The 25,366-nt window shown below is 65.7% G+C and carries 19 protein-coding genes; 8 read left to right on the forward strand and 11 right to left on the reverse strand.

Going from position 1 to position 25,366, the window contains the following annotated elements; all coding sequences use genetic code 11:
- Positions 1 to 20: 20 nt before the first annotated feature.
- From fes to OXS31_RS13810, 4 genes are all read right to left on the reverse strand, one after another.
- Entirely contained in the window at positions 21 to 1,274 is a 1,254-nt protein-coding gene (fes, locus tag OXS31_RS13795; RefSeq protein WP_267399620.1) for an enterochelin esterase, read from the reverse strand.
- Between the two features lie 83 nt (positions 1,275 to 1,357).
- The gene (locus tag OXS31_RS13800) at positions 1,358 to 3,547 is read right to left on the reverse strand and encodes a TonB-dependent siderophore receptor (protein ID WP_197851302.1); all 2,190 of its coding nucleotides are present in this window, start codon (positions 3,545 to 3,547) and stop codon (positions 1,358 to 1,360) included.
- A gap of 287 nt (positions 3,548 to 3,834) precedes the next feature.
- Positions 3,835 to 4,098 (reverse strand): hypothetical protein, encoded by a 264-nt coding sequence (locus OXS31_RS13805; RefSeq protein WP_007160310.1) that lies wholly within the window; start codon positions 4,096 to 4,098, stop codon positions 3,835 to 3,837.
- A gap of 304 nt (positions 4,099 to 4,402) precedes the next feature.
- Positions 4,403 to 4,684, reverse strand: a complete 282-nt coding sequence (locus OXS31_RS13810) for a hypothetical protein (RefSeq protein WP_027599928.1) — start codon at positions 4,682 to 4,684, stop codon at positions 4,403 to 4,405.
- A 402-nt stretch (positions 4,685 to 5,086) separates the two neighbouring features.
- Here OXS31_RS13810 and OXS31_RS13815 point away from each other — a divergent pair, with 402 nt between their 5' ends.
- Complete coding sequence (locus OXS31_RS13815; protein WP_267399628.1) at positions 5,087 to 7,072, forward strand: methyl-accepting chemotaxis protein; 1,986 nt, start codon at positions 5,087 to 5,089, stop codon at positions 7,070 to 7,072.
- A gap of 14 nt (positions 7,073 to 7,086) precedes the next feature.
- Complete coding sequence (locus OXS31_RS13820) at positions 7,087 to 8,007, forward strand: substrate-binding domain-containing protein (protein ID WP_267399630.1); 921 nt, start codon at positions 7,087 to 7,089, stop codon at positions 8,005 to 8,007.
- A 100-nt stretch (positions 8,008 to 8,107) separates the two neighbouring features.
- On the opposite strand, the gene OXS31_RS13825 is transcribed toward OXS31_RS13820, so the two are convergent.
- The 3 genes from OXS31_RS13825 to OXS31_RS13835 all read right to left on the reverse strand — a co-directional run bounded on the left by OXS31_RS13825 (position 8,108) and on the right by OXS31_RS13835 (position 12,230).
- On the reverse strand, positions 8,108 to 11,155 hold the full coding sequence (locus tag OXS31_RS13825; RefSeq protein WP_267399632.1) for an autotransporter domain-containing protein: 3,048 nt from the start codon (positions 11,153 to 11,155) through the stop codon (positions 8,108 to 8,110).
- Between the two features lie 231 nt (positions 11,156 to 11,386).
- Positions 11,387 to 11,917 carry a GNAT family N-acetyltransferase gene (locus tag OXS31_RS13830; protein ID WP_267399634.1) on the reverse strand — a complete coding sequence of 177 codons (531 nt, stop codon included), beginning with the start codon at positions 11,915 to 11,917 and terminating at the stop codon, positions 11,387 to 11,389.
- A gap of 70 nt (positions 11,918 to 11,987) precedes the next feature.
- On the reverse strand, positions 11,988 to 12,230 hold the full coding sequence (locus OXS31_RS13835) for a DUF1654 domain-containing protein (RefSeq protein ID WP_100168972.1): 243 nt from the start codon (positions 12,228 to 12,230) through the stop codon (positions 11,988 to 11,990).
- A 447-nt stretch (positions 12,231 to 12,677) separates the two neighbouring features.
- On the opposite strand from OXS31_RS13835, the gene OXS31_RS13840 reads away from it, so the two are divergent.
- Both OXS31_RS13840 and OXS31_RS13845 read left to right on the forward strand, forming a co-directional pair.
- Positions 12,678 to 14,594: a methyl-accepting chemotaxis protein gene (locus tag OXS31_RS13840; RefSeq protein WP_077172443.1), complete on the forward strand. Its 1,917-nt coding sequence runs from the start codon at positions 12,678 to 12,680 to the stop codon at positions 14,592 to 14,594.
- Positions 14,595 to 14,777: 183 nt separating this feature from the next.
- Positions 14,778 to 16,769: a GGDEF domain-containing phosphodiesterase gene (locus OXS31_RS13845; RefSeq protein ID WP_267399639.1), complete on the forward strand. Its 1,992-nt coding sequence runs from the start codon at positions 14,778 to 14,780 to the stop codon at positions 16,767 to 16,769.
- A 54-nt stretch (positions 16,770 to 16,823) separates the two neighbouring features.
- On the opposite strand, the gene OXS31_RS13850 is transcribed toward OXS31_RS13845, so the two are convergent.
- The 3 genes from OXS31_RS13850 to OXS31_RS13860 form a co-directional block, all read right to left on the reverse strand.
- Complete coding sequence (locus OXS31_RS13850; RefSeq protein WP_027599935.1) at positions 16,824 to 17,222, reverse strand: hypothetical protein; 399 nt, start codon at positions 17,220 to 17,222, stop codon at positions 16,824 to 16,826.
- Between the two features lie 224 nt (positions 17,223 to 17,446).
- Complete coding sequence (locus OXS31_RS13855; RefSeq protein ID WP_267399644.1) at positions 17,447 to 17,935, reverse strand: hypothetical protein; 489 nt, start codon at positions 17,933 to 17,935, stop codon at positions 17,447 to 17,449.
- A 250-nt stretch (positions 17,936 to 18,185) separates the two neighbouring features.
- Positions 18,186 to 18,578 carry a RidA family protein gene (locus tag OXS31_RS13860; protein WP_042133280.1) on the reverse strand — a complete coding sequence of 131 codons (393 nt, stop codon included), beginning with the start codon at positions 18,576 to 18,578 and terminating at the stop codon, positions 18,186 to 18,188.
- A 315-nt stretch (positions 18,579 to 18,893) separates the two neighbouring features.
- On the opposite strand from OXS31_RS13860, the gene OXS31_RS13865 reads away from it, so the two are divergent.
- From OXS31_RS13865 to mqo, 4 genes are all read left to right on the forward strand, one after another.
- Positions 18,894 to 20,519 (forward strand): methyl-accepting chemotaxis protein, encoded by a 1,626-nt coding sequence (locus tag OXS31_RS13865; RefSeq protein ID WP_267399646.1) that lies wholly within the window; start codon positions 18,894 to 18,896, stop codon positions 20,517 to 20,519.
- Positions 20,520 to 21,139: 620 nt separating this feature from the next.
- Positions 21,140 to 22,048 (forward strand): AEC family transporter, encoded by a 909-nt coding sequence (locus tag OXS31_RS13870; RefSeq protein ID WP_267399648.1) that lies wholly within the window; start codon positions 21,140 to 21,142, stop codon positions 22,046 to 22,048.
- Positions 22,049 to 22,144: 96 nt separating this feature from the next.
- Positions 22,145 to 22,540: a cupin domain-containing protein gene (locus OXS31_RS13875; protein ID WP_044340800.1), complete on the forward strand. Its 396-nt coding sequence runs from the start codon at positions 22,145 to 22,147 to the stop codon at positions 22,538 to 22,540.
- Between the two features lie 16 nt (positions 22,541 to 22,556).
- Positions 22,557 to 24,068, forward strand: a complete 1,512-nt coding sequence (gene mqo / locus OXS31_RS13880; RefSeq protein WP_267399653.1) for a malate dehydrogenase (quinone) — start codon at positions 22,557 to 22,559, stop codon at positions 24,066 to 24,068.
- 314 nt (positions 24,069 to 24,382) lie between these two features.
- Here the strand turns inward: mqo and OXS31_RS13885 are convergent, their stop codons facing one another.
- On the reverse strand, positions 24,383 to 25,306 hold the full coding sequence (locus OXS31_RS13885; protein WP_027599942.1) for a LysR family transcriptional regulator: 924 nt from the start codon (positions 25,304 to 25,306) through the stop codon (positions 24,383 to 24,385).
- Positions 25,307 to 25,366 lie beyond the last annotated feature (60 nt).

Raw genomic sequence — 25,366 nt, forward strand, 5'->3', positions numbered from 1 at the left:
GACCTCCTGGCAAATAGGGGTTAACGCTGGGCGTCGGCGGCGACCCGGGGTCGCCAGAGCTGGACCAGGCCATCGAGCAGCCCGCCGCGCCACCAGAGGGCGTCGTGCCCCCCATCGATCTCGCGATAGTCGAGCACGTGGCCCTGCTCGCGCAGGCGCGGGACCAGGGCCCGGGAGGCCTCGAGGATGGCCGGCTCGCGCAACCCGGCCTCGATGAACAGCCGCAGGGGGTGAGTGCTCCCCTGCCCGCTCGCCAGTGCCTCGAACAGCCGTCCCGGCGCGCCACGCTGCGGCCACCAGAAGGACCCGGACTGACTCAGGGCGCAGCCGAAGCGCTCCGGCCAATGCAGCGCGGCATAGAGCGCCGCCAGCCCGCCAAAGCTCTGCCCGGCCACCACGGTCGTGGACGACGACTGCGCATGGGGCGCCCAGTCGCGCACCTGGGGCAGCAGTTCTTCCTGCAACGCCAACCAGAATTGTGGATTGCAGGGCAACTCGCTGCTGCGCAGGGCGCGGTCGCTGTTGTCGATCAGCAGATAGACCGCCTCCGGCAGTTGCCCGGCTGCGGTGAGCTGCTGCAGTGGCGCGCCCACGGGCATCGTCTGCGCCCAGAACTGCCCATCCAGCAGGATGGCCAGCGGCCGCTCCAGAGGGGTGGTATTACCAGTGGCGAAGACCCACACCGGACGGCTGTTGCCCAGCCGTGCACTCTGCCACTCGTACTGTTGCAGACTCGGCCAGGCCGCTGGCGCCAGGCTGCGGTCGGCATCGAAGGCGGCCCAGGCCGGCTGGGCAGGCGCCTCCGGCAGGTGCACGCCCGACACCGCCAGCCCGCGCCCACCCTGCCAGGCGCGTCGCGGATTGAGCCGGTCGGCCTGGGCCAGGGGAAAGACGCTGCGCCACCAGAGGCGGATGCCCTGGAGATCGGGTTGGGCTTCGCCTTCGAAGGGCGCCGGCTCCCCGCTGGGGATCAGGCAGTAGCTGCCGCGCCAGCGGCCATCCAGTTCGGTCTCCCAGGCCCAGACATCGGTGCCTGGCAGGCGCCGCAGACTCTGCGGCAGGCCCGGTTGATGATGGTCGGTGACCCCGGTGATGTTGAGCCAGACCCGCTGGGTGCCGGAGCGCCCGGCCAGCCCTTCGGGATCGCGCCAGACAAAGGTCAGGCGATAGCGTCCGTCTGCAGTGGGCTCGATCAGCGGCGTGCCACGACAGGCCACGGCTTGCCACCAGGGCTCGCTGCCCACGTCGTCTCGCTGGAAAAGTGAATCTTTCATCGCATCAAGGTACATCGTCGCAAGGATCGTCATGGCCTGCATCGCGCTGGCCGACCTGGGCCCTGCCCGGGTCGGCCTGGGACTCAGAAGTCGTAGCGCGCCCCGACCATCACGCTGCGCGAGGGGCCCTGGAAGTTGAAGGTGGAAACCGAACCTACGCGCGACCAGTATTCCTTGTCGAGGAGGTTGTTCACGTCCAGGGTCGCGGTCAGCTGCTTGGTGACCGGATAGGAGAACTTGGCATCCACCGTGGCATAGCCCGGCGCGGAGACGGTGACGCCGGAGGTCTGGTTGGTCTGGGAGAAATCGCTCATGGCGGTCACCCCGCCACCGATGCTCAGGCCGGTCAGCGGACCGCCCGCCAGGGTGTACTTGGTCCACAGCGAGGCCATGTGCTTGGGCATGGCTTCGAAAAGGGTGTTGCCATCGCCACTGAGGTTCTGGGTATCCATGTAGGTATAGCCGGCGAGCATTTCCCACTGCTCGGTGAGCTTGCCGCTGACCTCGATCTCGGCGCCCTTCACCCGCGTCTTGCCGGACGCTTCGGAATAGGTGGTGATCGCAAGACCATTGGCATCGAAGGGCGTGGATGCGCGGTTCTCATCGGTCAGCTGGAAGATCGACAGCCGCGCATTCATGTCGCCGTTGAAATAGCTGCCCTTGATACCGACCTCGTACTGGTCACCCTCGCGCGGATCGATGGCCTTGCCCTGGGCATCCAGCTCGCTCTGCGGCTTGTAGACCTTGGAATAGCTCGCATAGAGGGAATGGTAGTCGTCGAGATCATAGACGGTACCCAGATAGGGGGTGACGAAGCCGCTGTGCTTCTGGCTCTCCCCCGCCTCGGCCCCGCTGGCCAGGGTGGTGGTATAGGCCTCGCCCCTGTACCAGGAAACGCGGGCACCGCCGATCAGCGCCAGGCGCTCGATGGGGCGGAAGGTGACCTTGGAATAGAGGCCGAATTCGCGATCCTCGCCGCTGTAGTCGGTCTGGTAGACGCGCGCCGGCTTGGCGAAGCGGGTCGGCGAATAGCTGTTCACATTGACCGTACCCAGGACGCTGTTGCCGTTCTGGTAGTCGGTGTCGTAGTGCTTGTAGTCGGTCCCCACGACGAATTCGCTGACCTGACCCAGGGTCTCGAACGGCTGGCTGTAGCTGGCGTCGAGGGAATAGGCGTCCTGCTCGAAGTCCCGGGTGCTGGCGCGGATGCTGGTGTTGCCGTTGGCCTGCACCGCCCCGCCGGTGAAGGCATAGAGGTAGTCCGCCTCCCGATGCGAGGCCCGGGCGGCGAGGCGCCCATAGCCGCCATTGTCGAATCTGTGGGTCAGCTCGAAGATGCCGTCGGTGGTCTTGCCGTCGAAGTAGTTCCAGTCCGCCCCCAGGAAACGCGACTGGCTGAAGTCCAGCAGATTGCCCTGGGCATCGGTGGGATAGCCATTGTGCGGGGTGAGGTTCTTGACCTGATGGATCAGGCCAAAGGAGATCTGGGTGGCGTCGGACAGGTCGATGTCCAGGTCGCCGTAATAGCTCTGGTCGGTGTTGGCGTTGTAATCCACCTCGCCATTGGTGTCGGCGCGGGAGGCGACGAAGCGACCCCGGACATTCTTGCTCTCGGTGAGCGGACCGGCCAGGTCGATCTCCTGGTAGTTGGTGTCCCAGGAGCCGTAGCGCCCGGTGATATGCCCCTGGAAGTCCTCGGTGCCGCGCTTGCGCACCATGTTGACGATGCCGCCCAGTTCGCTGGTGCTGTTGAACAGCCCCGAGGGCCCGCGCATGATCTCGACCCGGTCGAAGGGCGAGAGGATGGGCACGGTGCCGAAGATGCTGGTCATGGGCGCCGGCAGGCCGTCGATGTTGTATTCGTCGTATTCGTAGCCACGCGAATAGATGGAGGAGCGCCCGCTGTCGTTGGTCAGCACCCGCAGGCCGGCGGTGGACTTGGCCAGCTCGTCCAGGGTGTTGAAGTTGCGATCCTTGATGTAGTCGCTGGTGTAGGAGGTGATCGACTGGGGAATGTCACGCAGGGCGGCCGGCGTCTTGGTGCCCACGGTCGCCGAATCCACGGTATAGCCGCCGGTCTGTTCCGAGGGTGCCATGTCGTAGAGGCGATTGCCTTCGATGGTCAGGGTGTCCAGTTCCGTGGCGTTCTGCTCGGCCACCGTGGCGGCCAGGGCCGTCAGCGGAAAGGGAATCAGCGCGCCGATCAGAAGCAGCTGACGGAGAGCCCCGCGGCGAAGGCGGACGGGCTGGCAGAGGGTTCCTTGGGTGTTCATGGTGATCCTTGTGACCGTGGCGTTGCAGCCGACGCCGTGCACTGGAAGGCTGCTGTTCGCGTCGTCGCGCGAGGGCCAGCACTTTAAATGATAAAAACTCTCATTATCAAATGTTACGTTAAGCAATAGCTGTTCGCATTGCCAACGCCAGGCAGCCGTGATCCACGCCCAGGGGCCAGGACGGCATCAGGAAAAGGTGCGGAAAAGCGGTATCGACCGGACCGGGAGGGTCCAGTCACAGGAGCAGGCCAGCCGTGAGCGGGCCGGAGGGAGAGGCCCGGCGGTCGTTAGAGACCGGAAACCGCCGGCGTCTTGGCCGCTACCTGGCCAATCACTGGACTGGGCAGCCGGCAGACGATTTCGCCGATGGCGTTCATCCGCGCCAGACCACCGTCACCCTTGCAGGCGTGGTAATCGGCGAGGTGCTCGGAGGGTGAGTTGCGCAGGCCCTGATCGAGCGCCACCACCAGGGCGATGACCCCCAGGCCCAGGGCGACGATTTCGAACGTGCTGCGGGCACGATACCAGTGGATCGGTCGCGAAGGGCTCATGGCGGCTCCGGAGGGTGGACGAATGATGGCGAAGTGGCTCCTACTCTAATCGTCCTGGCCCGGATGTAAACAGCCGTTGCTCGCCTGGACGACAGCTGTCGTCGGCTCGTCAACGGCCGCCGGTTTGAGGCCCGCCAGTACGCCACCGTGACCTTCCGCCCCGGGATCCCGGAGCACGCTAGCCAGCAGGCTTCGTCATCCGCCTGAGCCACCGGTAACCGTGGCCGCCCTACCCTGCGCCCAGCGGCCACGAGCAGCGCGGCAGTTCGCCTCCTGCCGGCCGGCAAGGGAGGCGGAGCTTAGGTCAGGGATTTTCCTTGCTGGGCGTCTTGATATAGCCGGGCACGGCGGAATCGGGGGGCGTATTGCGCCCTTCGGTGGCCGCGGCTTCATTGGCCTGGGCCCGGTCTTCCTGCGCCTTGGCCTGCTCCTTGGAGGCCCGCTCGACCTTGCCCTCGGCCGCCTTCTCCTGGGCCTTCTGGCTATGGGCCTGGGCATCCTGGGCATGGTCTTCGGAGGTCTTGTCGCACGCGGTCAGGGTTGCGGCGGTAGCCAGTACGAGGGAGCACAGCAGAGCTTTGGACATCGGATATTCCTGAAAAAAGAGACCTTTCAGGGACCTGGAGAAGCACGGGTTGGTTTCTGCCCCGCCGCGCCGGCTTTGCGACCTGAGGTGTCCGTCGCATGGCGACCACGGAGGAACGCGCGCCGCATGCCTGGAGGTGGCGGATCTGGGATCGCCAGGTAGCGCCCCTCGCGCCTTGCCCAAAGAGCGAACCGGCCCGCCAGCCCCTGGCACGGGTGGCGGACGCCACGGACGACAGCTGATCGCCTGGCCAAGGCCGCACGTCCGCGGACGATGCGGCCAGGTCCGGTGATAAGACTAGGCTGACAGCACGTTGGCCATGGACGGTAGCAGGACGCTCGATCGGGTCCCGGCGCTGATGGCCTCCTGCCTCGACACCGATAACAAAAGCAGGGAACCAGCATGACGATTCTTCAACGCGTGGTCGGCGGCATTGCACTTCTGGTGCTCCTGCTGCTGGGCATCGTCGCCGTGAGCTTCAACAGTACCCAGTCCATCCATGAGCGGCTGGCGGTCATCACCGAGCAATCCGCGCCACTTGGCCAGGCCGTTGGCGAGATCAACGTGCAGTTGCTGGGGGCCAACCAGACCCTGCTCGGCCTGCTGGCCGAGACCGACGCCGCGGCGATCGCCACGGGTGAAAAGCAATTCCAGCAGCAGTTTTCCGACTACCTGCAGCTGCACCAGCGCCTGCCGGCGCTGTTGCGCGACCATGACCAGCTGACCCAGGCGCTCGATCAGGAGCAGAAGCTGGGCAATGCCTATGGCGACCAGGCGAAGACCCTCATCGACAGCTACCGCCAGCTGGTCGCCATCCGCCGCGAAACCCGCACCCTGCAGGGCTATGCCACGCCGGAAGCCAATCGGCTGTCCAGCTATCTGCAGGCCTACAGCGCGCAACAGAAGGCCGAAGGCGCCACCGCCGCCGTCCGCGCCGCCCAGATGCTGCTGATCGAAACGGACAAGACCTACGCCGCCTTTGCCGCCCAGGCGGCACGCCTGGATCTGCCAGGACTGGATGTAGTGCTCAACCAGCAGCAGGATGTCATCACCGATCGCCTGCGCGCCCTGGCCGCCATCGACGAGCGCAGCGCGCGCATCGTCGGGGTAATGGTCACCCGCCTCCTGCACGAGATGACCGCGCCCGATGGCCTGCGCCAGGCCTATCAGCGGCAGGCCGCGGCCGAAGGCCAGTTCGACGCCCAGCGCCAGCGCACCGGCACCGCCCTGCAGGCGACCCTGGACGCCCTGCGTACCCTCAGCGCCGGCGCCGTGGCCGTGGCCCAGCAGGCCAAGAGCGATACCGACGCCACCGTGGCCACCAGCCGCCAGGTGCTCGCCATCGTCACCCTGCTGGCGATCGGCGCGGCCCTGATCATCGGCTTCTGGGTCGCGCGTGGCCTGCGGCGCCCGCTGCTGGCCTTTCGCGAGTCGCTGCGCCAGGTCACGGCCGGCGATCTGCGGGTCCAGTTCGATGTGCGCCGCAAGGACGAATTCAGCGAACTCGGCGGCTATCTCAACGAACTGATCCGCTCGCTGCAGACCACGGTGCAGACCCTCACCCAGTCGGCCGACGACCTCCGGGGTACCGCCCAGGGCAATGCCGACATCAGTGCCAGCACCACCCGCGCCGTGGAAGAGCAGACCGAGCGTCTCGGCTCCGCCGCCTCGGCGATGACCCAGATGGAAAGCACCGTGGCCGAGGTGGCCCAGCGCGCCCTCGACACCAAGGATGCCGTCGACCACACCTTCGAATTGAGCACCACGACCGGCACCACCGTCGCCGAGACCATCGATAGCATCCAGCGCCAGGCGCGGCAGATCCAGGTCGCCGCCCAGGCCACCGATGAGCTGCAGGGCTATGGCCAGAGCATCGACGGCATCGTCGATGCCATCCGCAACATCGCCGAGCAGACCAACCTGCTGGCCCTCAACGCCGCCATCGAGGCGGCTCGCGCCGGTGAACAGGGGCGCGGTTTCGCCGTGGTCGCCGACGAGGTGCGTTCCCTCGCCAGTCGTACCCAGGCCTCCACCACCGAAATCCAGCAGCAGATCGAACAGATGCAGCAGAAGATCCATTCGGTGGTGGAAATCATGGGGGTGAGTCGTGCCCAGTCCGGCGAGTGCGTGCAACTGGCCTCTTCCGCCCGGGAAGCCCTGCAGAGCATGAGCCAGGCGGTCGGCACCATCCGCGAGATGAACACCCAGATCGCCGCCGCCACCGAAGAACAGAGCGCCACCGTCCAGGAGACCAGTCGCATGATGGTGCAGATCAACGACGCCGCGCTCCGCGCCGCGGAGGGCGCCGACAGCGCCGCCCGCAGCAGCGAGGACCTTTCGCTCATGGCCAGCCGGCAGCGCGAGCTGCTGCAACGCTTCAGTGTCTGATCGGGGACCGACTCATGTTCAAGCCCAAGCTTCGTCTTCTCGCCGGTCTCGTCCTGGCCGCCACCTGGGTCAACCTGGCCCAGGCCAACGCGCCGCTCATCGGTGTCCTGACCTCCAAGCGCGACAACTTCCGCACCCTGCTGATCAACAACGTCGAGGAGCGCGCCCATACCCTGGACGCGGACCTCTTCCTGGAAAACGCCAACAGTGACAGCGCCCTGCAGCTGCGCCAGTACCGCAACCTGATCGCCGCCCACGTCGATGCGGTCATCGTCAATCTCATCGACGACAGCAATACCCAGGAGATGCTGTCCCTGGCGATGAGCAGCAAGGTGCCGCTGGTGTTCATCAACTACCGCCCCAGCGTCTCTCCCCTGCCCGCCTATGCCGGCTTCGTCGGCTCCGACGAGGTGGAAGCCGCGACGATGCAGATGGAGGAGCTGGCCCGCCGCGCCGGTTACAAGGGCAAGGTGGCGATCCTCATGGGCGAACCGGGTCACCCGGCGACCAAGCTGCGCACCGAGAGCGTCGAGAAGGTAGTGGCCAAGTATCCCGACATGCAGGTGGTGGTGAAGGCCTCGGCCAACTGGCAGCGCAGCGAGGCGACCGAACGCGTCCTGCAGTGGGTCGACAAGGGCGTGACCTTCGACATCGTCGCCGCCAACAACGATGAGATGGCCATCGGTGCCATCCGTGGCCTGGAAAAGGCTGGCAAGCCGCTGGCGAAGTATCTGGTGGGCGGCATCGACGGCACGCCCGATGGCTTGCAGGAAATGCGCGAGGGCAAGTTGGCCGTCAGCGTGCTGCAGGATGCCAAGGGCCAGGGTCAGGGCGCGGTGGACATGGCCTTGCGCCTGGCCAATGGCTCCACCAGCAGCAATCTCACCCGGGTCCCCTTCCAGCTGATCACGCCGGACAACCTGGCGTCCTTCTAACCCGGAAAGCAGGCGAGGCCATCCGTCTCCGGTGGCCTCGCCCGTCTTCAGTACCCAGTACCAGATGCCCGATTCGCTCGCGCGCTCGGGACGCCTATCCTCAGAAGCGCCAGCTGAGTCGCGCGTCGAGGTCCTGGTCCCTGGTCCGACCGCTCAGTTGTCCGTCATAACCCAGGCCCAGCGAGACCGTCTCGCTCAGCGCCAGGTCCAGCGCCCCGCGCACCACCGCCGCGTCACGCGCGATGGGCGCCCCCACCACCTTGAACGCCGGGCCGCCAGCGAAGGCCGCCTCATGCTCGGGGGTGGTGTCGCCAAAGGCGTGGCGCCAGCCCAGGGTGGCACTCGGCACCAGCTTCCAGTCACCCAGCGGTTTGCTCGCCAGGCGCAGGCCGAGGGTGCTGAAGGTCACGTCGGTGTTCTGCCGCGGATTGTCCAGGTCCAGCGCCCCGCTACGCTCGTGGAAGCCGTCGGTCTGCAGGTGCACATGGGCCAGGTTGGCGAAGGGCGAAAGATTCAGCCTCCCCGCCTCGATCCGATAGGCCAGCTCGCCGAAGGCCTGGGTGGTGCCGGCGTCGTAGTCCGGCGCCAGGCGCTGGTCGGTGCCGAGGATCGCCAGGTTGCGCCGTGCCTCCACCTGGTGCCAGCTATGGGCCAGGCCCAGCTTGAGGCTGAGGGCATCCCACTGTTGGCCGGCATAGAGGCCCAGGTGGTAGTCGGTGCTGTCCGCCGAGCCGGATTCGCCGCGCAGGTCGAGATCGGTGTGGCCGAAGCCCACCAGCCCGCCGACGCGCCAGCCGCCGTCCAGGGGTACGTCGCTGCCGATCAGCAGGCCGCGGCTGTGGCTGTCCAGGCTGCTGGCGTCGTGACTGCCGTCGTTGTGGCCCCAGGCGCCGAGGGCCTGGGTCCAGACCAGTCCGCGCTCGCGACTGCCGGCCAGACCCTGGATGCCGGAGCTGGACGGGAGCTCGCTCTGGGCATCGCTCAGGCGATCGCTCATGGCAGTGCGCACCAGCCGGCTGTTTTCCACCAGCACGGTCTTGGTCGAGGCGTGCAGTTCGTTGCCCAGGCTCTGGAACGTCGAGCCTGCACCCGCGGCATTGGTCGCGGCGACCTGGTTCCAGAGTGCATTGCCGGCGCCGGCGCGATCCAGACCCGCAGCGGCAGCCCGGGCGTTACGGCCCTCGGCCAGGTCGGCGAAGGCCACGCCATTGCGCGCCAGGCTCAGGGTCGCCTGGTTGGCGCCATAGCTCAGGGTCGGGGCCAGGAAGGCGAAGTCGGACTGGATCGGGCCGAAGCGGCCGCTCAGCCCGTTGCCCGCGCTCAGCAGCTGATAGCTGCCCAGCGGCTGCCAGTAGGGACTGGAAACCAATGCCAGGGTGGCGCCATTGACGGTGATACCGCCCGTGGCCACCAGGCGATCGGCGCGGCCGCTGGCATCGGTCTCGACTTGGTAGACGGAGCCCTGGTCGAGGGTGACGTTGCCGTTGACGTTGAGCTGGCCCACCGAGTTGCCGGGCGCGAGGATGCCGCCCTGGGCCACGCGCAGGCTGCCGAGACTGCCATTGCCACCGAGGGTGGCGCCCGAGTTGACGGTGACCGCCGAATTGCCGAGGTTGCCGTTGATGGCCAGGCGACCCTGGTCGACGCGGGTGGTGCCGGCGAAGTCGCTGTTGCCGGTCAGGCTCAGGGAGCCGACCCCGGTCTTTACCAGGCTGCCGTTGCCGTGCAGGTTGTTGGCCAGGCTGTCGTTGACCGACTGATCCAGCACCAGGGTGGCGTTGTCGGTGATGTCGCCGCTGCCAAAGGCCCGGGCATGACCGCGCAGGGTACCGCCATTGATCAGCGTGCCGCCGCTGTAGGTGTTGAAGCCGCTGAGGGTGAGTTCGCCGCTGCCGTTCTTGGTCAGGCTGCCACTGCCGCCGATGTCGTTGCGCCAGGCGTCGCGGGCGTTGAAGCCACCCTGGCTCGCATCCATGTTCACGCTGACATTGCCATTGAAGGCGCCGTAGCCGTCGGCCGCGGCCATCAGATTGAGCCGGCCGTAGCCGTTGGATTCGTCGATGACCGCATAGCCCGAAGACAGCTCGGTGCTGGCCAGGATGTCGCGGCGCTGACTGGCGGTGAGATACGGAAAGCGCGTTTCCAGCAAGACCTCGGCGTTGACCGGCACCACCGGCGCCAGGTTGGTCGGGCCGACGGGGGCGAAGCCATAGGTCAGGCGGGCGGTGTACAGCGCCTTGTCCTGGGCATGCTGGGATTGCTGATCGGTGGCCGGATCGATCCTGTCCACGCAGTTGTTGATGTCGCCGCCACATTGCTGGGCGAAGTAGACCTGGGCCTGGGCGAAGGCATCGCTGCGCAGCTGGGCGTTGTTGACCAGGTTGTCGATGGCGAAATAGGTGGCGGTGATGCGCCCGCCAATCACGTCCAGCGGCGAGTGCATGCCGGCGACGATGCGGTTGTTGCCCAGCTCCGAGGCGCGGAACAGTTCCTCGCCCAGGCGCTGGGGCACGGCATAGCCGAAGCCGATCCCGGCGAGATAGGCGGCGTTGGTGTGGCCGCTGGGAAAGCCGCCGTCGCTCTGCGGTGTGGTGCTGAGGGCCGGGCGCAACGACAGCGGCACGATGTCCACGCCCGCCTGGCGCCAGGGCCGCGGATACTGGTAGGCATTCTTGGCCGGGGTGGTGGAGGCATCGTTGCGGATCGCCTGGACCAGTTGCACCACCTTGCCCAGCTGCGAATTGGCGTCGCCGGCACCGTTGCCGTTGTCGCTGTACTTGGTGGTCTGGGTGGAGGCATCGAACACCGGGATGGTGGTGAAGGCGCCGGAGCCGGCCAGGTAGCCATTGGCCAGGGAACCCAGGCCGCTGATCAGGCTGTAGCTCTGGTCGCGGCGGTCATCGTAGTAGGCCGCTATCTCCTGGGCCTGGGTGCGGGTCTTCGCGAGGTCGACCACGTACTGGATATTGCGCTGCAGGATGGGCGCCCCGAAGGCGGTGGGCGTGCCGGTGTTCCAGCTGGCGCCGGGCGTCCAGAGCTTGTTGTAGCCGGATAGCAGATCGACGCCATTGATGGCGTTGTTGCCCGAACGGCTGGCTGCCTGCACCGAAAGTGCCAACAGCGACGCCGCGAATGCGATCGTCAACACCGCGGGTTTGTTACCTGAACGTTTCACCAGCGCTTCCCCTTGGGCCTGTGGATACAACTTGTTACAAGCTGTCTTGGGGCGGCGAGCCTAGAGCGGTGATGTGACGGTGATGTGACGGTGATGTGACGGTGTGGCGGCGGTTCGAAGGCAGTTTTACGACATCTTATGAAGCCCAGCACCACGACTCGCAGGCCGCAGCGGCAACGGTGCTTCGTATGTGGTGAGCGGGTCCTAACCGAGGCGCAACCTGTCCAGATCGCACCAGAGGTGCAGCTTGGTGAACCAGGTATCTCCCACGGCGACCGCCAGCGCCTCTCTGCCGAAGACGCTGAAGCCTGCCTGCTCGTACAGCGCCAGAGCGGCCTGATTGCCCTCGGTGACCGTGAGCTGGACGACCCTCAGGTCGGGCCAGGTCGCTGCCTGGGCCAGCAATTCGCCGAGCAGACCTTTCGCCAGGCCCAGCCGCCGGTGCCGATCGGGCACGTACAGGCCGAACAGGGTGGCCTTGTGCCGAGCCTTTTCCCGCGTCTCGCGGCTCAGCCCCACCACGCCCAGCAGCTCCGCGCCCTGGGTCGCGCCCCAGACCCGCTCCCCTGCTCCGTCACCCTCCTGCAGACGACGCTCCCACCACCCGAGCGGCAGCCCGGCCCGCTCTGCAGGACTGGAGGTGAAGGCTTCCGGATGCCTGGCATAGGCGTCCAGCATCAACTGGCGATAGGCGGGAGCCCAGGTCGGGCCCAGACGCTGGATGTTCATTGCCAACCTCCCTTTCAATCGACAATCCGCCCACCGAAGCCAGGGCGGATGCACTGGACGAGCCTGTCGCGTCCGCTCAGAAATCGTCGTAGCAGACCTTCCAGAACAGGTCGATGCTGCCGTCATCACGGTGGGCCACGATCAGCCCCTCGGTCTCCTCGAAGGCCTCGAGCAACAGCGCCCAGTCTTCGCTGCTGGCCTCCAGGCGCTCCACATGGACGTGCCTGTCGAGGACCCCGCGGGCGTTGTTGACCAGCCGCGAGACCCTCATCGTCAGACGGTCATAGGAAGTCAGCTGAGACGACTGGCTGTATGCCATGGGCGCAGCCTCCATACCTGTTTTTTTATACAGTATTTCCCGATTCGGGTAATTGGCAAGTTGCTGTCCGCTCCGGTCCATCAGCGAACAGTCCACACCCCGTCCCTGGACCCTACCCGGCTTGTATCCGGCTGACCAGGCGGATACCCGAGCTCCCCTCGGCAGACCAGGCGCCGTCCATCCATAAATTGGCACCAACCATCCCCGGGAAAGATGTGACATGGATCACTTTTTCGCTGTTATGGTCAGACTTACCCGCTATGTCCAGGTCGCCCCTGGCGGGCACTCGCACCTGCCTTCGCCTCGGCGATTAACCGACGGCCCTGGAGGCTACGTCCAGGGTGGCAGGTATTCAACGTCCGTCCGCGGGCGAAAAACTATCGCGATAACAATTACCGCATGTCCGCCGGAGACTCGTCCTCGCCGGCCTCTATCCAGGTAGTCCTCATGCAGCACAATGGCTGGAATTTCCTCAGCAACATCAGCGTCCGGGCCAAGCTGGCGCTTGGCTTCTCCCTGCTCATCGGCATGATCCTGCTGGTGGCCTACACCGGCTGGCAAGCCACGGACGCCCTGCGCGATCGCAGCGAACGAATCGGCGACATCTCCGGCTACAGCACCCTGGCGCGCGACATGCGCATCGAGCGCCTCGTCTATATCGTCAAGGCCGACGATGCCCAGGCGGCAAAATGGCTGGCCGCACTGGACAAGATCGAAGCTCAATTGCAGAGCATCGTTCCCAACTTCAACTCGAAGGCCAACGAAGCCCTGCTGAGCGAAGCCCAGGGCGCACTCAAGCGCTATCGGGACTTCTACACCCAGGTCGTGACCGCCACGCGGGAGCGTGCGGCGATCCAGCAGGCGGCGACCGCCACGGCGGAAGCGGCCAACACCTATGTGCTGGCCTTGGCCACGGCGGCCAACGCCCCGGATGGGCGAGTCGAAGACCGCCAGCAGGTGGCGGCCCTCTTCATCGACCTGCAGCAGATGCGCATTGCCCTGCGCAGCTATGCCACCACGCCTACCAAGGAAAGCGAGGCCGCGGCCCAGGGTGCCCTGGACGGTATCCAGGCAAAGGTCAAACGACTCGCCACGACCAGCGCCTTGCCGACCGAGACGCTGCAGACGCTTGGCAAGGAACTCGCCGGCTACCAGCAGCGCCTGCAACAGCTGATCACTGCCCAGGTCCAGGTGGATCAGGGCCAGGCCGGTATCACCACCACCATCACCACGCTGCTGTCGGTGGCCGACAAGCTGACCGCGATCCAGAAGGAATTCCAGCTGGCGGATGTGAGCGGTGCACGTCAGCTGTTGCTGGTATGGCTGGCCATCGCGATCGCCCTGGGCCTGCTGGGCGCCTGGCTGATCACCCGCTCCATCGTCCGCCCCCTGAAGGACACCGTTCTGCTGGCCCAGACGGTCGCCAACGGCGACTTCACCCATCAGCTGGAGGTGACCCGCAAGGATGAACTCGGCGCGCTGCAGCTCAGCATGCTGCAGATGACCACGAACCTGCGTGGACTCATTGGCGAGATGAAGGACGGCGTCGTCCAGGTCGCCAGTGCCGCCGAGCAGCTGTCGGCGGTAACCGAGCAGACCAGCGCCGGCGTGCAGGCGCAAAAGATCGAGACCGATCAGATCGCCACCGCGATGCAGGAGATGACGGCGACCACCCACGAGGTGGCGCGCAATGCCGGGGCAGCCGCCCGCTCGGCACAGGAGGCCAGTCAGCAGGCCCAGCAGGGCGACCAGGCGGTCGACAAGGCCGTCGCCCAGATCGAACTGCTGGCGCAGGAAATGGCATCCACCAAGGCGGCCATGGCCACCCTGCGCGGCCATGCCGACAGCATCGGTGGCGTGCTCGACGTGATCAAGGCCGTCTCCGAGCAGACCAATCTGCTGGCGCTCAATGCGGCCATCGAAGCCGCTCGGGCCGGCGAGGCGGGCCGCGGCTTCGCGGTGGTCGCCGACGAAGTCCGCGGCCTGGCCCAGCGCACCCGCTCCTCGACCGACGAGATCGCCCAGCTCATCACCGGCCTGCATCAGAGCACCGATCGCATGGCGGCCGTGCTCGACCACAACGTGCAGTTGACCGACAGCAGCGTCGGCCTGTCGCGCGAGGCGGGCGAAATGCTCAAGCGCATCACCCGCTCGGTCAAGGACATCGAATCGATGAACGATCAGATCGCCTGCGCCGCACAGCAGCAGGGTGCGGCGGGCGAAGAGATCAGTCGCAACGTCACCAATGTCCGCGACATTTCCGACCAGACCGCTGCCGCCAGCGAAGAGACGGCGTCCTCGAGCATGGAGCTGGCCCGCATCGGCGTACGCCTGCAGGAGATGACCACCCGCTTCAAGGTCTGAAAAACGCCCAGCCCCCTGCCACAGCGGCCTGTGGCAGGGGCTCGGACCGTCAGGTTCTCCAACTCAACCACTGGTCATCTGGGACGAATCTCCAAACGAGAAGGCGGTCACAGAATGCCATCATATTGACATTACACGTCTATCCGCGGACGTCGCTATCCACCCTGTCAGCCCGGGCTTGCCATGAAAACCTCCCCAGAGCTGGGTCGGCTCGTCGATCAAACGCTTGCCCAACCGGTCGGGCCCTTTGCCTTCACCCCGGTGCTGGAGCGCCTGTTTCAGCTGGACATCCACAAGCAGCGCACGCGTCACCTCACGCGCTGCCTGCTCATCGGCACCCTGAGCTACAACAGCTTTCTGATCTGGTGGTGGCTCCTGCTGCAAGACGCCCTGCCCTGGGCGGCCGCCCAGATGCTGGGGATCGCCACCCCCTTCGCGCTGTTGGTCGTGGTGCTGCTGCGCGGGGTACCTACGCGCTGGCGCGAAACCCTGGCCTCGCTGCCGTTCTACGTCGGCCTGCTGGTGGTCTACAACCTGGTGATCAACGGTCCCTCGGGCAGGGAGATGAACCAGACGCTGTTCATCTTTACCTGGCCGCTGATGCTGGCCTTCGTCAACACCTGCATGAAGAGTCCGCTGCTGCCGGCCCTGCTGTTCAATGGCTTCGCCCTGTCGGTGATCGCCCTTGCCGTCCATGAAGCGCCGGTGTCACCGATCGTGGGTGGGCTGATGATGACCAACGCCATCGTCATGGCCTTCTTTTCCCTGTTGGCCAGCTACTGGCTGAACGTCGAAGGGCGCCGCTCCTATCTCTACAAGCTGCGTGAAGAAGTCCGCCTGGCGTCACTCAATTCGGCCAACCAGGATCTGCAGATCCTCTCGGAAACGGATTCCCTCACCGGCCTCGCCAATCGGCGTCAGCTCCATCTGCTGCTGGAGGCCTTCTGGCAGCGGCGCCTGGCCGGCGAACAGGGGGCCGTGCTGCTGATCGACGTGGATCACTTCAAGCGCTACAACGACTACTACGGCCACCTTGCCGGGGATGATTGCCTGCGCACCGTGGCCAAGGCCCTGGCGGTCGGGTTGGGCCCGGGTGACAGGGTCGGTCGCTATGGCGGCGAGGAGTTCGTCGTGCTGCTGGAGCGGATCGGTCCGGCCGCCGCGCTGGACGTCGCCAAGACCATCCTGCAGCGCGTTCGCGACCTGCGGATCCCGCACCAGGGCCGCCAGGATGACAAGACCCAGGTCACCGTCAGCATCGGCATCGCCCGCAGCGGTCTTGCCGGCCTGAACACCGCGGAGGACCTGCTCGACTGTGCGGATCGCGCCCTCTACCGCGCCAAGCGCGATGGTCGTGACCGGGTCTTCGAGGGCGGCATCGATGCCATCCTCGGCGCGCCCCTGGACCATGCCGAGCTGCTCACGCCGGAAGATGTCCGCAAGGGGCTGGTGGGCAACGAATTCCTGCTGCACTACCAGCCCATCTACCGCGTCGAGCCCAGGCAGGTGACGGGTTACGAGGCGTTGCTGCGCTGGCAGCACCCAACCCTGGGCCTGGTCTCGCCCGAGGTGTTCATCCCGCTGGCCGAACAGGGCAACTTCATCATCGCCCTGGGCGAATGGGTGGTGAAGGAGGCCTGTCTCGCGGCCAGTCAGTGGCCCCCGCACCTGAGCGTCTCCATCAATCTCTCGCCGCTGCAATTCGCCGATCCCATGCTGCACGAGCGGGTGTCCGCGGCCCTCAGACTCTCGCGCCTGGCGCCGAATCGTCTGGTGCTGGAAGTCACCGAAGGGGTGGAACTGGTCATAGATAACCGGACCCGCCAGTCCTTCGCCCTCCTCCAGCTGCTGGGCATCCGCATGGCCCTGGACGACTTCGGCAGCGGCTTCGCCGGCCTGGGCCCCATCCTCGAACTGCCCTTCCAGTTGATCAAGATCGATCGGCGGATCCTGGCGATCCAGGATGAGGAACAGCGCGGCGAGGTGCTGAGCTCCCTGTTGCTGCTGGGCAAGGCCATGAAGCTGGAGGTGCTCTGCGAAGGCGTGGAAACCCCGGAACAACTGGCGCTGCTGCAGCAGCTGGGGGTCCGGCTAGCCCAGGGCTATCTGCTGGGCAGGCCGGCGGCCGCGCCGAGCGGTCAGCAATTGCAGCTGATGGCGTCCCTGGAAGCCTGAGGCCCGGCCGCTGGCCGCCCATGACGGCAGCCTGCAGAGCGGCCACCGGCCCGTTTAGAAGATCGCCAGGCTATCCAGGACCGCCGTGTAGAGCGCGGTCCCGTAGGTGACCACGCCGAGCGGCACCCCCACGGCGGCGCCCAGGATCAGGGCGCAGACCAGCAGCGCCACCAACGGTATCCCGAACACGGGCTGCACCAGAAAGTGGTCAGGGTCGGTCTGCCCGGCCGCCTTGGCCTTGGACGCCGCTGCCGGGTTGCCGGCGTCGGAACGGGAGCGCGTGGCGGGCGCAGGCTGCTCACGCCCGGGCCTGGCCTTGCCTTCCATCTCGATCAGGTTGGCGATATCGGCGAGGGTGCCGCTGTTGCGGGTGATCTGCTCATGAGCAGCGCGGAGGGAATCGGGCTTGGCCGTGCGGCCTGCACCGCGAGGAGGTCTTCGTGAGGCGGTCATAGTGCAAGAAACGGCGGAGAAGGCGCTTAGAATGACACAGACTGAGGTTAGGGTTGTTAACCTTAATCGCGTGCATGGCTAATTGCCACCACCTCTTTTCCTGCAGCAAGCCCTGGGTGCGCAATGAGTGCCCAACGGCCCTGGTTCCGGCAAGTCAGAGGCGGCCTGGGTACGAATCTGCCTGAGCGCCTTTCGACAGACCGACAACCCGCCTCAGGAGGACCTCAGGGTGCTGACTTCGCCGGTACCTGCTTGAGCAGCGGAACGCTGATTTCTTCTTCGGCCTCGAGCGCGGCCAGCGCCAGGTGAATGGCGTCGAGCCGCTCCTGTGCCGAGTAGTCTTCCCCGTCGTCAGGCAGCTCCAGCTGTGGTTCAGCGCCGCCAAGGGACGGCAATTCTCGGACTTCAGCGCGGTCCTCGGCGAAATGGTGGGCCAGGGTTTCCAGCGAAGGATTGGGCTGAGGTTCTCCCGCTTCATTCGGCCGAGCGGACTCGCTCGGGCCCGGCTTGTACCCGGGTTCGGGCGCAGCGTCCTGCTGGACGTATAGAGCTACCGCTGTCCCCTCGCCCTGACCCTTGGCGGTCAACGCCGCCTGGGTGCGCGCCAGTTCGAGGGTGGGCACTATCCCGGCCTGGTACAGGGCCAACAGCTCGGCATCGACATAGCCCAGCAAGAGGTAATTCGTTGACGTTTCACTGCCATCTGCCCGCATCTCAGTGCTTCCTGAATCGGTTGAAGAATCGCGCTCGTGGGCCGCGCGGTGAATGCTACGGCCGATATTCTGCCGGCGCTGTCGATCGCTAGGCAGGAAGGATCGCTCGCGCGAGCAGACCGGTGCTCTCGAGGCAGTTGAACGCAGCAAATTCGCTTGTGGAAACCGCACCTGCCGTGACGTGTGAAGTGGAGGCGGTAAGGCACAGATCACCCCGAATGCCAGCCCCATCTGCCGCAGCCGGCCAGGTCTATCGCTGCACGGCGATGCACTTGATCTCCGCGAGGAGTCCGGCATGGGCCAGTTCGGCGACGCCGATGCAGGTCCAGGCGCACGTCCCCCTGGGAAAAAGCGCATCCTTCACGCGCCTGAACACTGGCATGTGCCTGGGCAGGTCGACGTGGAACGTCGTCAGCTCGACCACGTCCTGGAAGGTGCAGCCACCCGCGGCCAGGACAGTGCGAAGATTTTCCCAGGCTGCCCGGAATTGCTGCTCGGGGTCCTCGATCACCTCCAGGTCCGGCGTGCGGCCCACCTGCCCTGCGCAATAGAGCGTCTTGCCGACCTTCACGGCGGGGACATAACCCGCACGCTCCACGAGCAGGCTCATGCTGTCAGGGATGATCAACTGGCGGTCTGTCATCGTCTTCGCGCTCACGGCCATAGCCACAGAAAGCACAGGCTAACAACAGCCGCGGTCCGCGGCCTAGCCCCGGCCTTTCCTGGGCTGCCTCGAGCGTCTGTCCTTTCGGGCGCCGTCCCAACCCCCTGGAGTGACGGTCAGGGTCACTCATCCCGCAGACGACTGTCGCTCTTCCGGCGGAAGCCCGTACCGACTGCCCGGATTCAAGCCCTCACAGCGAAAATCGGCTGAAACACGCGTTCTAGACAGCTTTTTTCTCAAGTTACCGCAACCCTTGCCGTTACCTTTCTCACACTCCTCAACCGGTACATGGATATGACCCTTCGCGCGTTCAACATCGCCACCCGCAGCCTGCTGTGCTTCGGCCTCCTCGCCTTGCTGGTAGCCGGGCTGGGTATTTTCGGCATCACCCAGATGTCGCAGATCAGGGACCAGAGTCTGGTGATCGAAACGAGCAGCATCCCGGGGATCGTGGAAGCCGATAACCTGGCCCTGCAACTGGCCCGGACCCGCATCGAGGTGCTGCGCCTGCTGGCCATACCTGATGCCGCTACCGTCGCCAACACGCGCAAGAAGATCGAGAGCATCAGTGGCGAGGTCGCCGACGCCTTCGGCCGCTATGCCGGCATGGTCAGCTCCGACCGTGAGCGCCAGGCCTTCGAGACCCTGCGCCAGGTCCACCGGGACTACCTCAACAATGTCAACAAATTGGCCGATCTGGTCGCCGCCGGCAAGGTGGAAGAAGGCCGGGCCCTGGTGCAGGCGGCCATGGCCCAACTGGGCACCAAGATGAACGAGAGCACCGAGGCCCTGCGCAAGGTGAACCAGGAGGACGTCAAGGCAGCCACCGAGGACGCGGGCATCACCTATAGCCACTCCAAGACGATCACCTGGCTGTCCATCGGCCTCGCGCTGGGCCTGACCCTCCTGCTGGCCTGGCGCATGACGGTCAGCCTGACCTACCCCATAGCCACCGCGGTGGCCGCGGCCAGGGTCATTGCCAGCGGCGACCTGACCCAGACCCTGGACGCCCGTGGTCACGATGAGGCTGCCCAACTGCTGCAGGCCATGCAGCAGATGCAGACCAATCTGCGCGATACCCTTAGCCATCTCGGCCAGTCGGCCACCCAGCTGGCCTCCGCCGCCGAGGAAATGACCGCCGTCATGCAGGAGAGCGCCAACCGCCTGCAGCAGCAGAACAGCGAGATCGAGATGGCCGCCACCGCGGTGACCGAGATGAGCCAGGCGGTCGAGGAAGTGGCCGGCAACGCCACCTCCACCTCCACCGATTCGCGCCAGGCCGCGGCCAGCGCGCGTGACGGCCAGCAGCAGCTGGGCAATACCCTGGTTGCGATCGAGACCCTGACCGACAACGTGATGAGCGCCAGCGATCGCGCTCGCGAGCTGGCCGAACAGACCCGCAATATCAGCCAGGTCCTCGACGTCATCCGCTCGGTGGCCGAGCAGACCAACCTGCTGGCGCTCAATGCGGCCATCGAGGCCGCGCGGGCAGGCGATGCCGGTCGCGGCTTCGCGGTGGTGGCGGACGAGGTCCGGGGCCTGGCCCAGCGTACTGGGGACAGCACGCGCGAAATCGAGAAGATGATCGGCAGCATCCAGCACGGTACCGGCCAGACCGTGAATGCCTTGCTGACCAGTGCCGACCAGGCGCGCCAGACCCGCGAACAGGCGCAGGCCGCCAGTGGCGCCCTGGAGACCATCGCCCAGTCGGTGTCGGGTATCGATGAGCGAAATCTGGTGATCGCCAGTGCCGCGGAGGAACAGGCGCAGGTGGCCCGTGAGGTCGACCGCAATCTGGTACGGATCCGCGATCTGTCGGTCCAGACGGCGACCGGCGCGGAACAGACCCGCGCCGCCAGCCAGCAGCTGTCTGAACTGGCGGTTGAGCTGAATGGGCAGATTCGGCGATTCCGCGTGTAGATGTCGCCGACCCTCCAGATACCACCTCCCCTCCCGGGTCTTGTCGGCAACCGGCCGGCAGGCTGACGCAGGGTTGCGACCCGTCGAGTACGACCCGATCCGGGTGATACTCGACGGGCTCCGAGCGGTACCGAGCGAGCGCTAGGACGGAGTAACGATGACGTCGTTCGAGTGAGAGGACGGCGTCGCCGTAATCGGCGGAGCGCGCCAACCTGACTTCTGGACCTCTAGCCCTGCGGAACGCAGCGTCAAGGACCTCGGGGCCATCTAGACGGCCTGCATAACGTCCTAACTCCTCCCGGCCAGGCCGTCGTACGGTGGAATATCTATCTGCCTGATATTGAAATTAGACCAAGGTCTAATTTCGACGAACGGTCATTCATCTCTGTAAACGAATGTGTCCCTTTGCCATCATAGAAAAGGCAGAGGGTCTTTGTAGAGCCTTTCAAACGCAGCGGATCCTGTTGTATCGCTTACCTGCGTGCCTACACCACCTTGCCCTCCTCCACTACCGACAGCCTTACGCGGAATTGGGAGTTTCGGATGTCAAGCCGTTCATTCGCTGATCCAAGGCACTTTGGCAATGCGCTTCCTGTCTCTGTGACGGCGAGGCAGCGGCCATGATCGAAACCATTTCTCAGGCACTCGCCCCCATCATCTTCGTCACGGCCCTGGGCTGGTGCGCCGGCCGCTGGGGCATCCTGCAAAAGACGGCGAGCAAGCCCCTCGCCACCTTCGTGGTCACCTTCGCCCTGCCTATTGCGCTGCTGCTCGCCGCCGCCAAAACCCGTCCCGAGCAGATTCTCAACCTGCCCTATGTGGCAACCCTGGCGTCCGGCTTGATCGGGATCTGGCTGCTGGGCCTGCTGCTCGGTCGCTACCGAGGTGGGCACACCTGGCGCGAAGCGACCATGCGCGCCATCACGGTGTCCTTTCCCAACATGGCCTACTGCGGGCCGCCAGTCCTGATCGCTGCCGTCGGTCCCTCCGCCGTGCTGGCGGTGATCGTCGGCAACCTGATCTACACCCTGCTGGTGCTCCCGCTGTCGCTGGTGCTGTTGAGCGGCGGCGGCGCGCGCCAGGCGCTCGGCAAGGCCCTGCGTCAGCCCCTGGTACTGCTGCCCCTGCTGGGCCTCGCCTGCGCGCTGCTGGGTATCCGGCTGCCGCAGCTGCTGGTGTCGGCGACGGACGAGATCGGCCGGGCAGCCGGCGGCGTTGCCCTGTTCACCCTGGGCCTGATCCTGTCCGGCATCCGGCCGAGCCTTGATCGCGACATCGTCCTCAACCTGGGGCTGAAGAATCTGCTGCAACCGCTGGTGATGCTCGCTGTGGGCCTAGCCGTCGGCCTGCAGGGCGAGCTGCTCCAGCAGGTGTTCCTGCTCGGCGTGCTGCCTGCCGCCACGGCAGCGCCTACCCTGGCCATGGCCCATGGCGTCTACAGCGAGGACGCGGCGCGCAGCGTGTTGTTCAGCACCCTGCTGGCCATCCCGGGCATAGCGTTGGGCATCGTGCTGGCCGCCCATCTGTAGCAGGCGGCGCACCCGCATTCAGGGCCTGGCGGATGCCCTGTGTCATCCGGCAAATCCGCCCACTCCGATCACTCACCCAGGCTTTAGGAGACGGAAATGGCTATTCGATGTGTACGGCTCTGGACCGGCAGCGAGGGTGATTCGCTGTTCGAGGAAGGCCATCTGGAATTGGGCGAAGGCCTGCACGGCAAGGCGTCGGGCCTGCCGATCGCGGTCACCGAACTGTCCTTTCAGGAAACCACCGCGGGGGGCTCCTTCGCCTGGCACCAGGACCCGCAGCCCCAATTCGTCATCACCCTCACCGGCACCCTGGAATTCGAGGTGAAGTCAGGCCAGACCTTCGTGCTGCGGCCCGGCGACGTGTTGCTGGCCCAGGACGACACCGGCTCCGGGCACCGCTGGAAGCTGCTCGGCGACGAGCCCTGGCGTCGTGCCTATGTCATCTACGAACCCGGCGCCGACCTGCGCTTCGTCCCCCATACCGCCGCCTGACCTGGAGCAACCGATCATGTCCCTGTCTTCCACGGATTCACCCGACGTCGTGCTGATCGGCGCCGGCATCATGAGCGCCACCCTGGGCATCCTGCTCAAGGAGCTGGACCCCACCCTCAGCGTCACCCTGTTCGAGAGCCTGCACGATTGCGCCCAGGAGAGCTCCCAGGGCTGGAACAACGCCGGCACCGGCCATGCCGCCAATTGCGAGCTGAACTACACCCCGCAACGGGACGACGGCAGCGTCGACATCGCCAAGGCGCTCAAGGTGAACACCCAGTTCGATGTCTCGCGCCAGCTGTGGGCCCACCTGGTCCGCAAGGGCGCCATCCCCGATCCGCAGGCCTTCATCCACGCCTGCCCGCACCTGAGTTTCGTCTGGGGTGCGGACAACGTCGCCTTCCTGCGTGAGCGCTACCGCACCATGAGCGCCCACCACTGCTATCAGGGCATGGAATACAGCGAAGACCGCGCGCAGATCGCCCAGTGGGCACCGCTGATCATGGAAGGGCGCAGCGCCGACGATCCGGTGGCCGCGACCCGCATGGTCACCGGGACCGATGTCGATTACGGTGCCCTCACCCACCTGCTGGTGCGCCAGCTCAGCCAGCAATCGGGCTTCGCCGTGCACTACCACCAGCGGGTGGTCGACCTGGCCCGTACCGACGGCGGTCGCTGGCGGGTAACGGTGGAGGACGTCGAGCACGGCGGCCGGACGGAGGTCACCGCCCGGTTCGTCTTCATCGGCGCCGGTGGCGGTTCGCTGCCGCTGTTGCAGAAGTCCGGCATCCCCGAAGGCCATGGCTTTGGCGGCTTTCCCATCTCCGGCATCTGGCTGCGCTGCGATGTCCCGGCGCTGGCCGAACGGCACCAGGCCAAGGTCTATGGCAAGGCACCCTCGGGTTCGCCGCCGATGTCGGTACCGCACCTGGATACCCGCATCGTCGGTGGCCAGCGCTCGCTCCTGTTCGGACCCTATGCGGGCTTTTCCACGCGCTTCCTCAAGCACGGCGCCCTGACCGATCTCTTCACCTCGCTGCGCCACGACAACATCCTGCCGCTGCTGAACGTGGCCAAGGACAATATGGACCTGACCGAGTACCTGATCGGGCAGATCTTCCAGAGCGCCAACCAGCAGTTCGCCATGCTGCAGCAATTCTTCCCCCTGGCGCTGAAGCGCGACTGGCAGGAAGCCGTGGCCGGGCAGCGGGTGCAGACCATCAAGCCCACCGGCCAGCACGGCCTGCTGAGCAAGAAGGGTGAGCTGGAATTCGGCACCGAGCTGGTGAGCGCTGCGGATCGGTCCATCGCCGCGCTGCTGGGCGCCTCGCCCGGTGCCTCGACGGCGGCGGCCATCGCCCTGGAGGTGCTGGAAACCTGCTTCCCGGAGCGCCTCACCGAAGACGCCTGGCTGCCGGCGCTGCGACTCATCCTGCCCACCTACGGCCTCGATCTGAAGACCGATGCGGCGGCCTGCCGGCAGAGTCGCGCCGAGACCGCCAAGGTCCTGGGGATCGTTGACGTCTGAGACAGGCCAGCCTCAGCCCATCCCTGCCCAGCAGCAAGGCGGCTGGGCGTTGCCAGCGTGGCGGTAGCGCAGCGCAGTAGTCAGTGTCTCCGCTACCGCTACCTTCTCGGGCATCGAGTAATGACCTGGGCAATACCCGCGGCAATGCCACCCTATTGTTCGCCGTCGGGCTTGGAGCGGGCGCGACGAGATCCTTCGGGAGATCTGCGGCAGCCAGTTTGAGATTCGGCGCCCTGGCGCTGACCACTTGGAAATCCCTGCTTCGGCGAAGGCGGCCATCCTTCGCCACCTGGCCGGAGTTCAGCAGGATGTAGTCAGTCTTCGGGATGGCCTGAATCTTCACCCATGGCGTTGATGTTGGAGAAACGCTCGACCAGGAAATCAATCAGGCTGCGCACTCGAGCCGACAGATGCAGTTGTTGCGGATACACCGCATAGATATCCGCCTGCTCGGTGTAGTCTTCCAACACGACTTTGAGGCGACCGCTGCGTACATAGCGGGCCAGATCCCATTCGGAACGCTGCAGAATCCCATACCCTTCCAGCGCCCAATTCAGGGCCACCTCGCCGTCGTTACAGCTCAGTACGCCATGGACCTTAACATTCTGGGTTCGCCCGCCATGATTGAAGTTCCAGACGCCGTAGGTCGCCTCATTCTGGCGTAGAAAGATACAGCTATGGTTCTGCAGGTCCGCGAGTCGGGTCGGGGTGCCATGCTTTTCCAGATACAGGGAAGAGGCGCATAGCAGTCGGCGATTGGCGGCTATCTTGCGTGCGTGGAAAGCCGCATCCGGGAGGTTGCCGATGCGGATGGCCAGATCGAAACCATGGGTCGCAAGATCCAGAGGGTGATCGCTGAGCTCGAGTTGCACCTTCACTTCCGGATAACGGGTATGAAAGGCCGCTAGGGCCGGGCCGATATAGCGCCGGCCAAAACCCAGGGTCGCATTGACGCGTATCAGGCCCTTGGGTGTGGCGCGACAACTGCTGACCAGCTGCTCCACCTCATTGATCTGAGTGAGGATGCGTTCGGCGTGGCTGAAATACATCTCACCTTCGGCGGTCAGGCTCATGGAGCGGGTGGTGCGGTTGACCAGGCGAATGCCCAGGCGTGCCTCCAGCGCGCTCAGACGTTTGCTCACCGCCGGCGGCGTTACGCCCAGATCACGGGCTGTCGCCGCCAGGCTGCCCTTCTCCGCGAGCAGATGGAAGAAGGCGAGATCGAGGGTCTGACTCATTGTTAACCCAGAGTTAATTAAGTAGTAATTTCTAAGCACTCACACTGTAGCGATCACTAT

This window comes from Pseudomonas sp. GM_Psu_1, from assembly GCF_026544185.1.
In the GTDB taxonomy this organism is placed as follows: Bacteria; Pseudomonadota; Gammaproteobacteria; order Pseudomonadales; family Pseudomonadaceae; genus Chryseomonas; species Chryseomonas oryzihabitans.

Coding starts and splice junctions, on each gene's coding strand:
- OXS31_RS13845 (WP_267399639.1), top strand. CDS start 14,778: ATGAAAACCTCCCCAGAGCTGGGTCGGCTCGTCGATCAAACGCTTGCC.
- OXS31_RS13865 (WP_267399646.1), top strand. CDS start 18,894: ATGACCCTTCGCGCGTTCAACATCGCCACCCGCAGCCTGCTGTGCTTC.
- OXS31_RS13810 (WP_027599928.1), bottom strand. CDS start 4,684: ATGTCCAAAGCTCTGCTGTGCTCCCTCGTACTGGCTACCGCCGCAACC.
- fes (WP_267399620.1), bottom strand. CDS start 1,274: ATGAAAGATTCACTTTTCCAGCGAGACGACGTGGGCAGCGAGCCCTGG.
- mqo (WP_267399653.1), top strand. CDS start 22,557: ATGTCCCTGTCTTCCACGGATTCACCCGACGTCGTGCTGATCGGCGCC.
- OXS31_RS13835 (WP_100168972.1), bottom strand. CDS start 12,230: ATGGCATACAGCCAGTCGTCTCAGCTGACTTCCTATGACCGTCTGACG.
- OXS31_RS13850 (WP_027599935.1), bottom strand. CDS start 17,222: ATGACCGCCTCACGAAGACCTCCTCGCGGTGCAGGCCGCACGGCCAAG.
- OXS31_RS13885 (WP_027599942.1), bottom strand. CDS start 25,306: ATGAGTCAGACCCTCGATCTCGCCTTCTTCCATCTGCTCGCGGAGAAG.
- OXS31_RS13840 (WP_077172443.1), top strand. CDS start 12,678: ATGCAGCACAATGGCTGGAATTTCCTCAGCAACATCAGCGTCCGGGCC.
- OXS31_RS13875 (WP_044340800.1), top strand. CDS start 22,145: ATGGCTATTCGATGTGTACGGCTCTGGACCGGCAGCGAGGGTGATTCG.
- OXS31_RS13805 (WP_007160310.1), bottom strand. CDS start 4,098: ATGAGCCCTTCGCGACCGATCCACTGGTATCGTGCCCGCAGCACGTTC.
- OXS31_RS13820 (WP_267399630.1), top strand. CDS start 7,087: ATGTTCAAGCCCAAGCTTCGTCTTCTCGCCGGTCTCGTCCTGGCCGCC.
- OXS31_RS13815 (WP_267399628.1), top strand. CDS start 5,087: ATGACGATTCTTCAACGCGTGGTCGGCGGCATTGCACTTCTGGTGCTC.
- OXS31_RS13855 (WP_267399644.1), bottom strand. CDS start 17,935: ATGCGGGCAGATGGCAGTGAAACGTCAACGAATTACCTCTTGCTGGGC.
- OXS31_RS13800 (WP_197851302.1), bottom strand. CDS start 3,547: ATGAACACCCAAGGAACCCTCTGCCAGCCCGTCCGCCTTCGCCGCGGG.
- OXS31_RS13860 (WP_042133280.1), bottom strand. CDS start 18,578: ATGACAGACCGCCAGTTGATCATCCCTGACAGCATGAGCCTGCTCGTG.
- OXS31_RS13870 (WP_267399648.1), top strand. CDS start 21,140: ATGATCGAAACCATTTCTCAGGCACTCGCCCCCATCATCTTCGTCACG.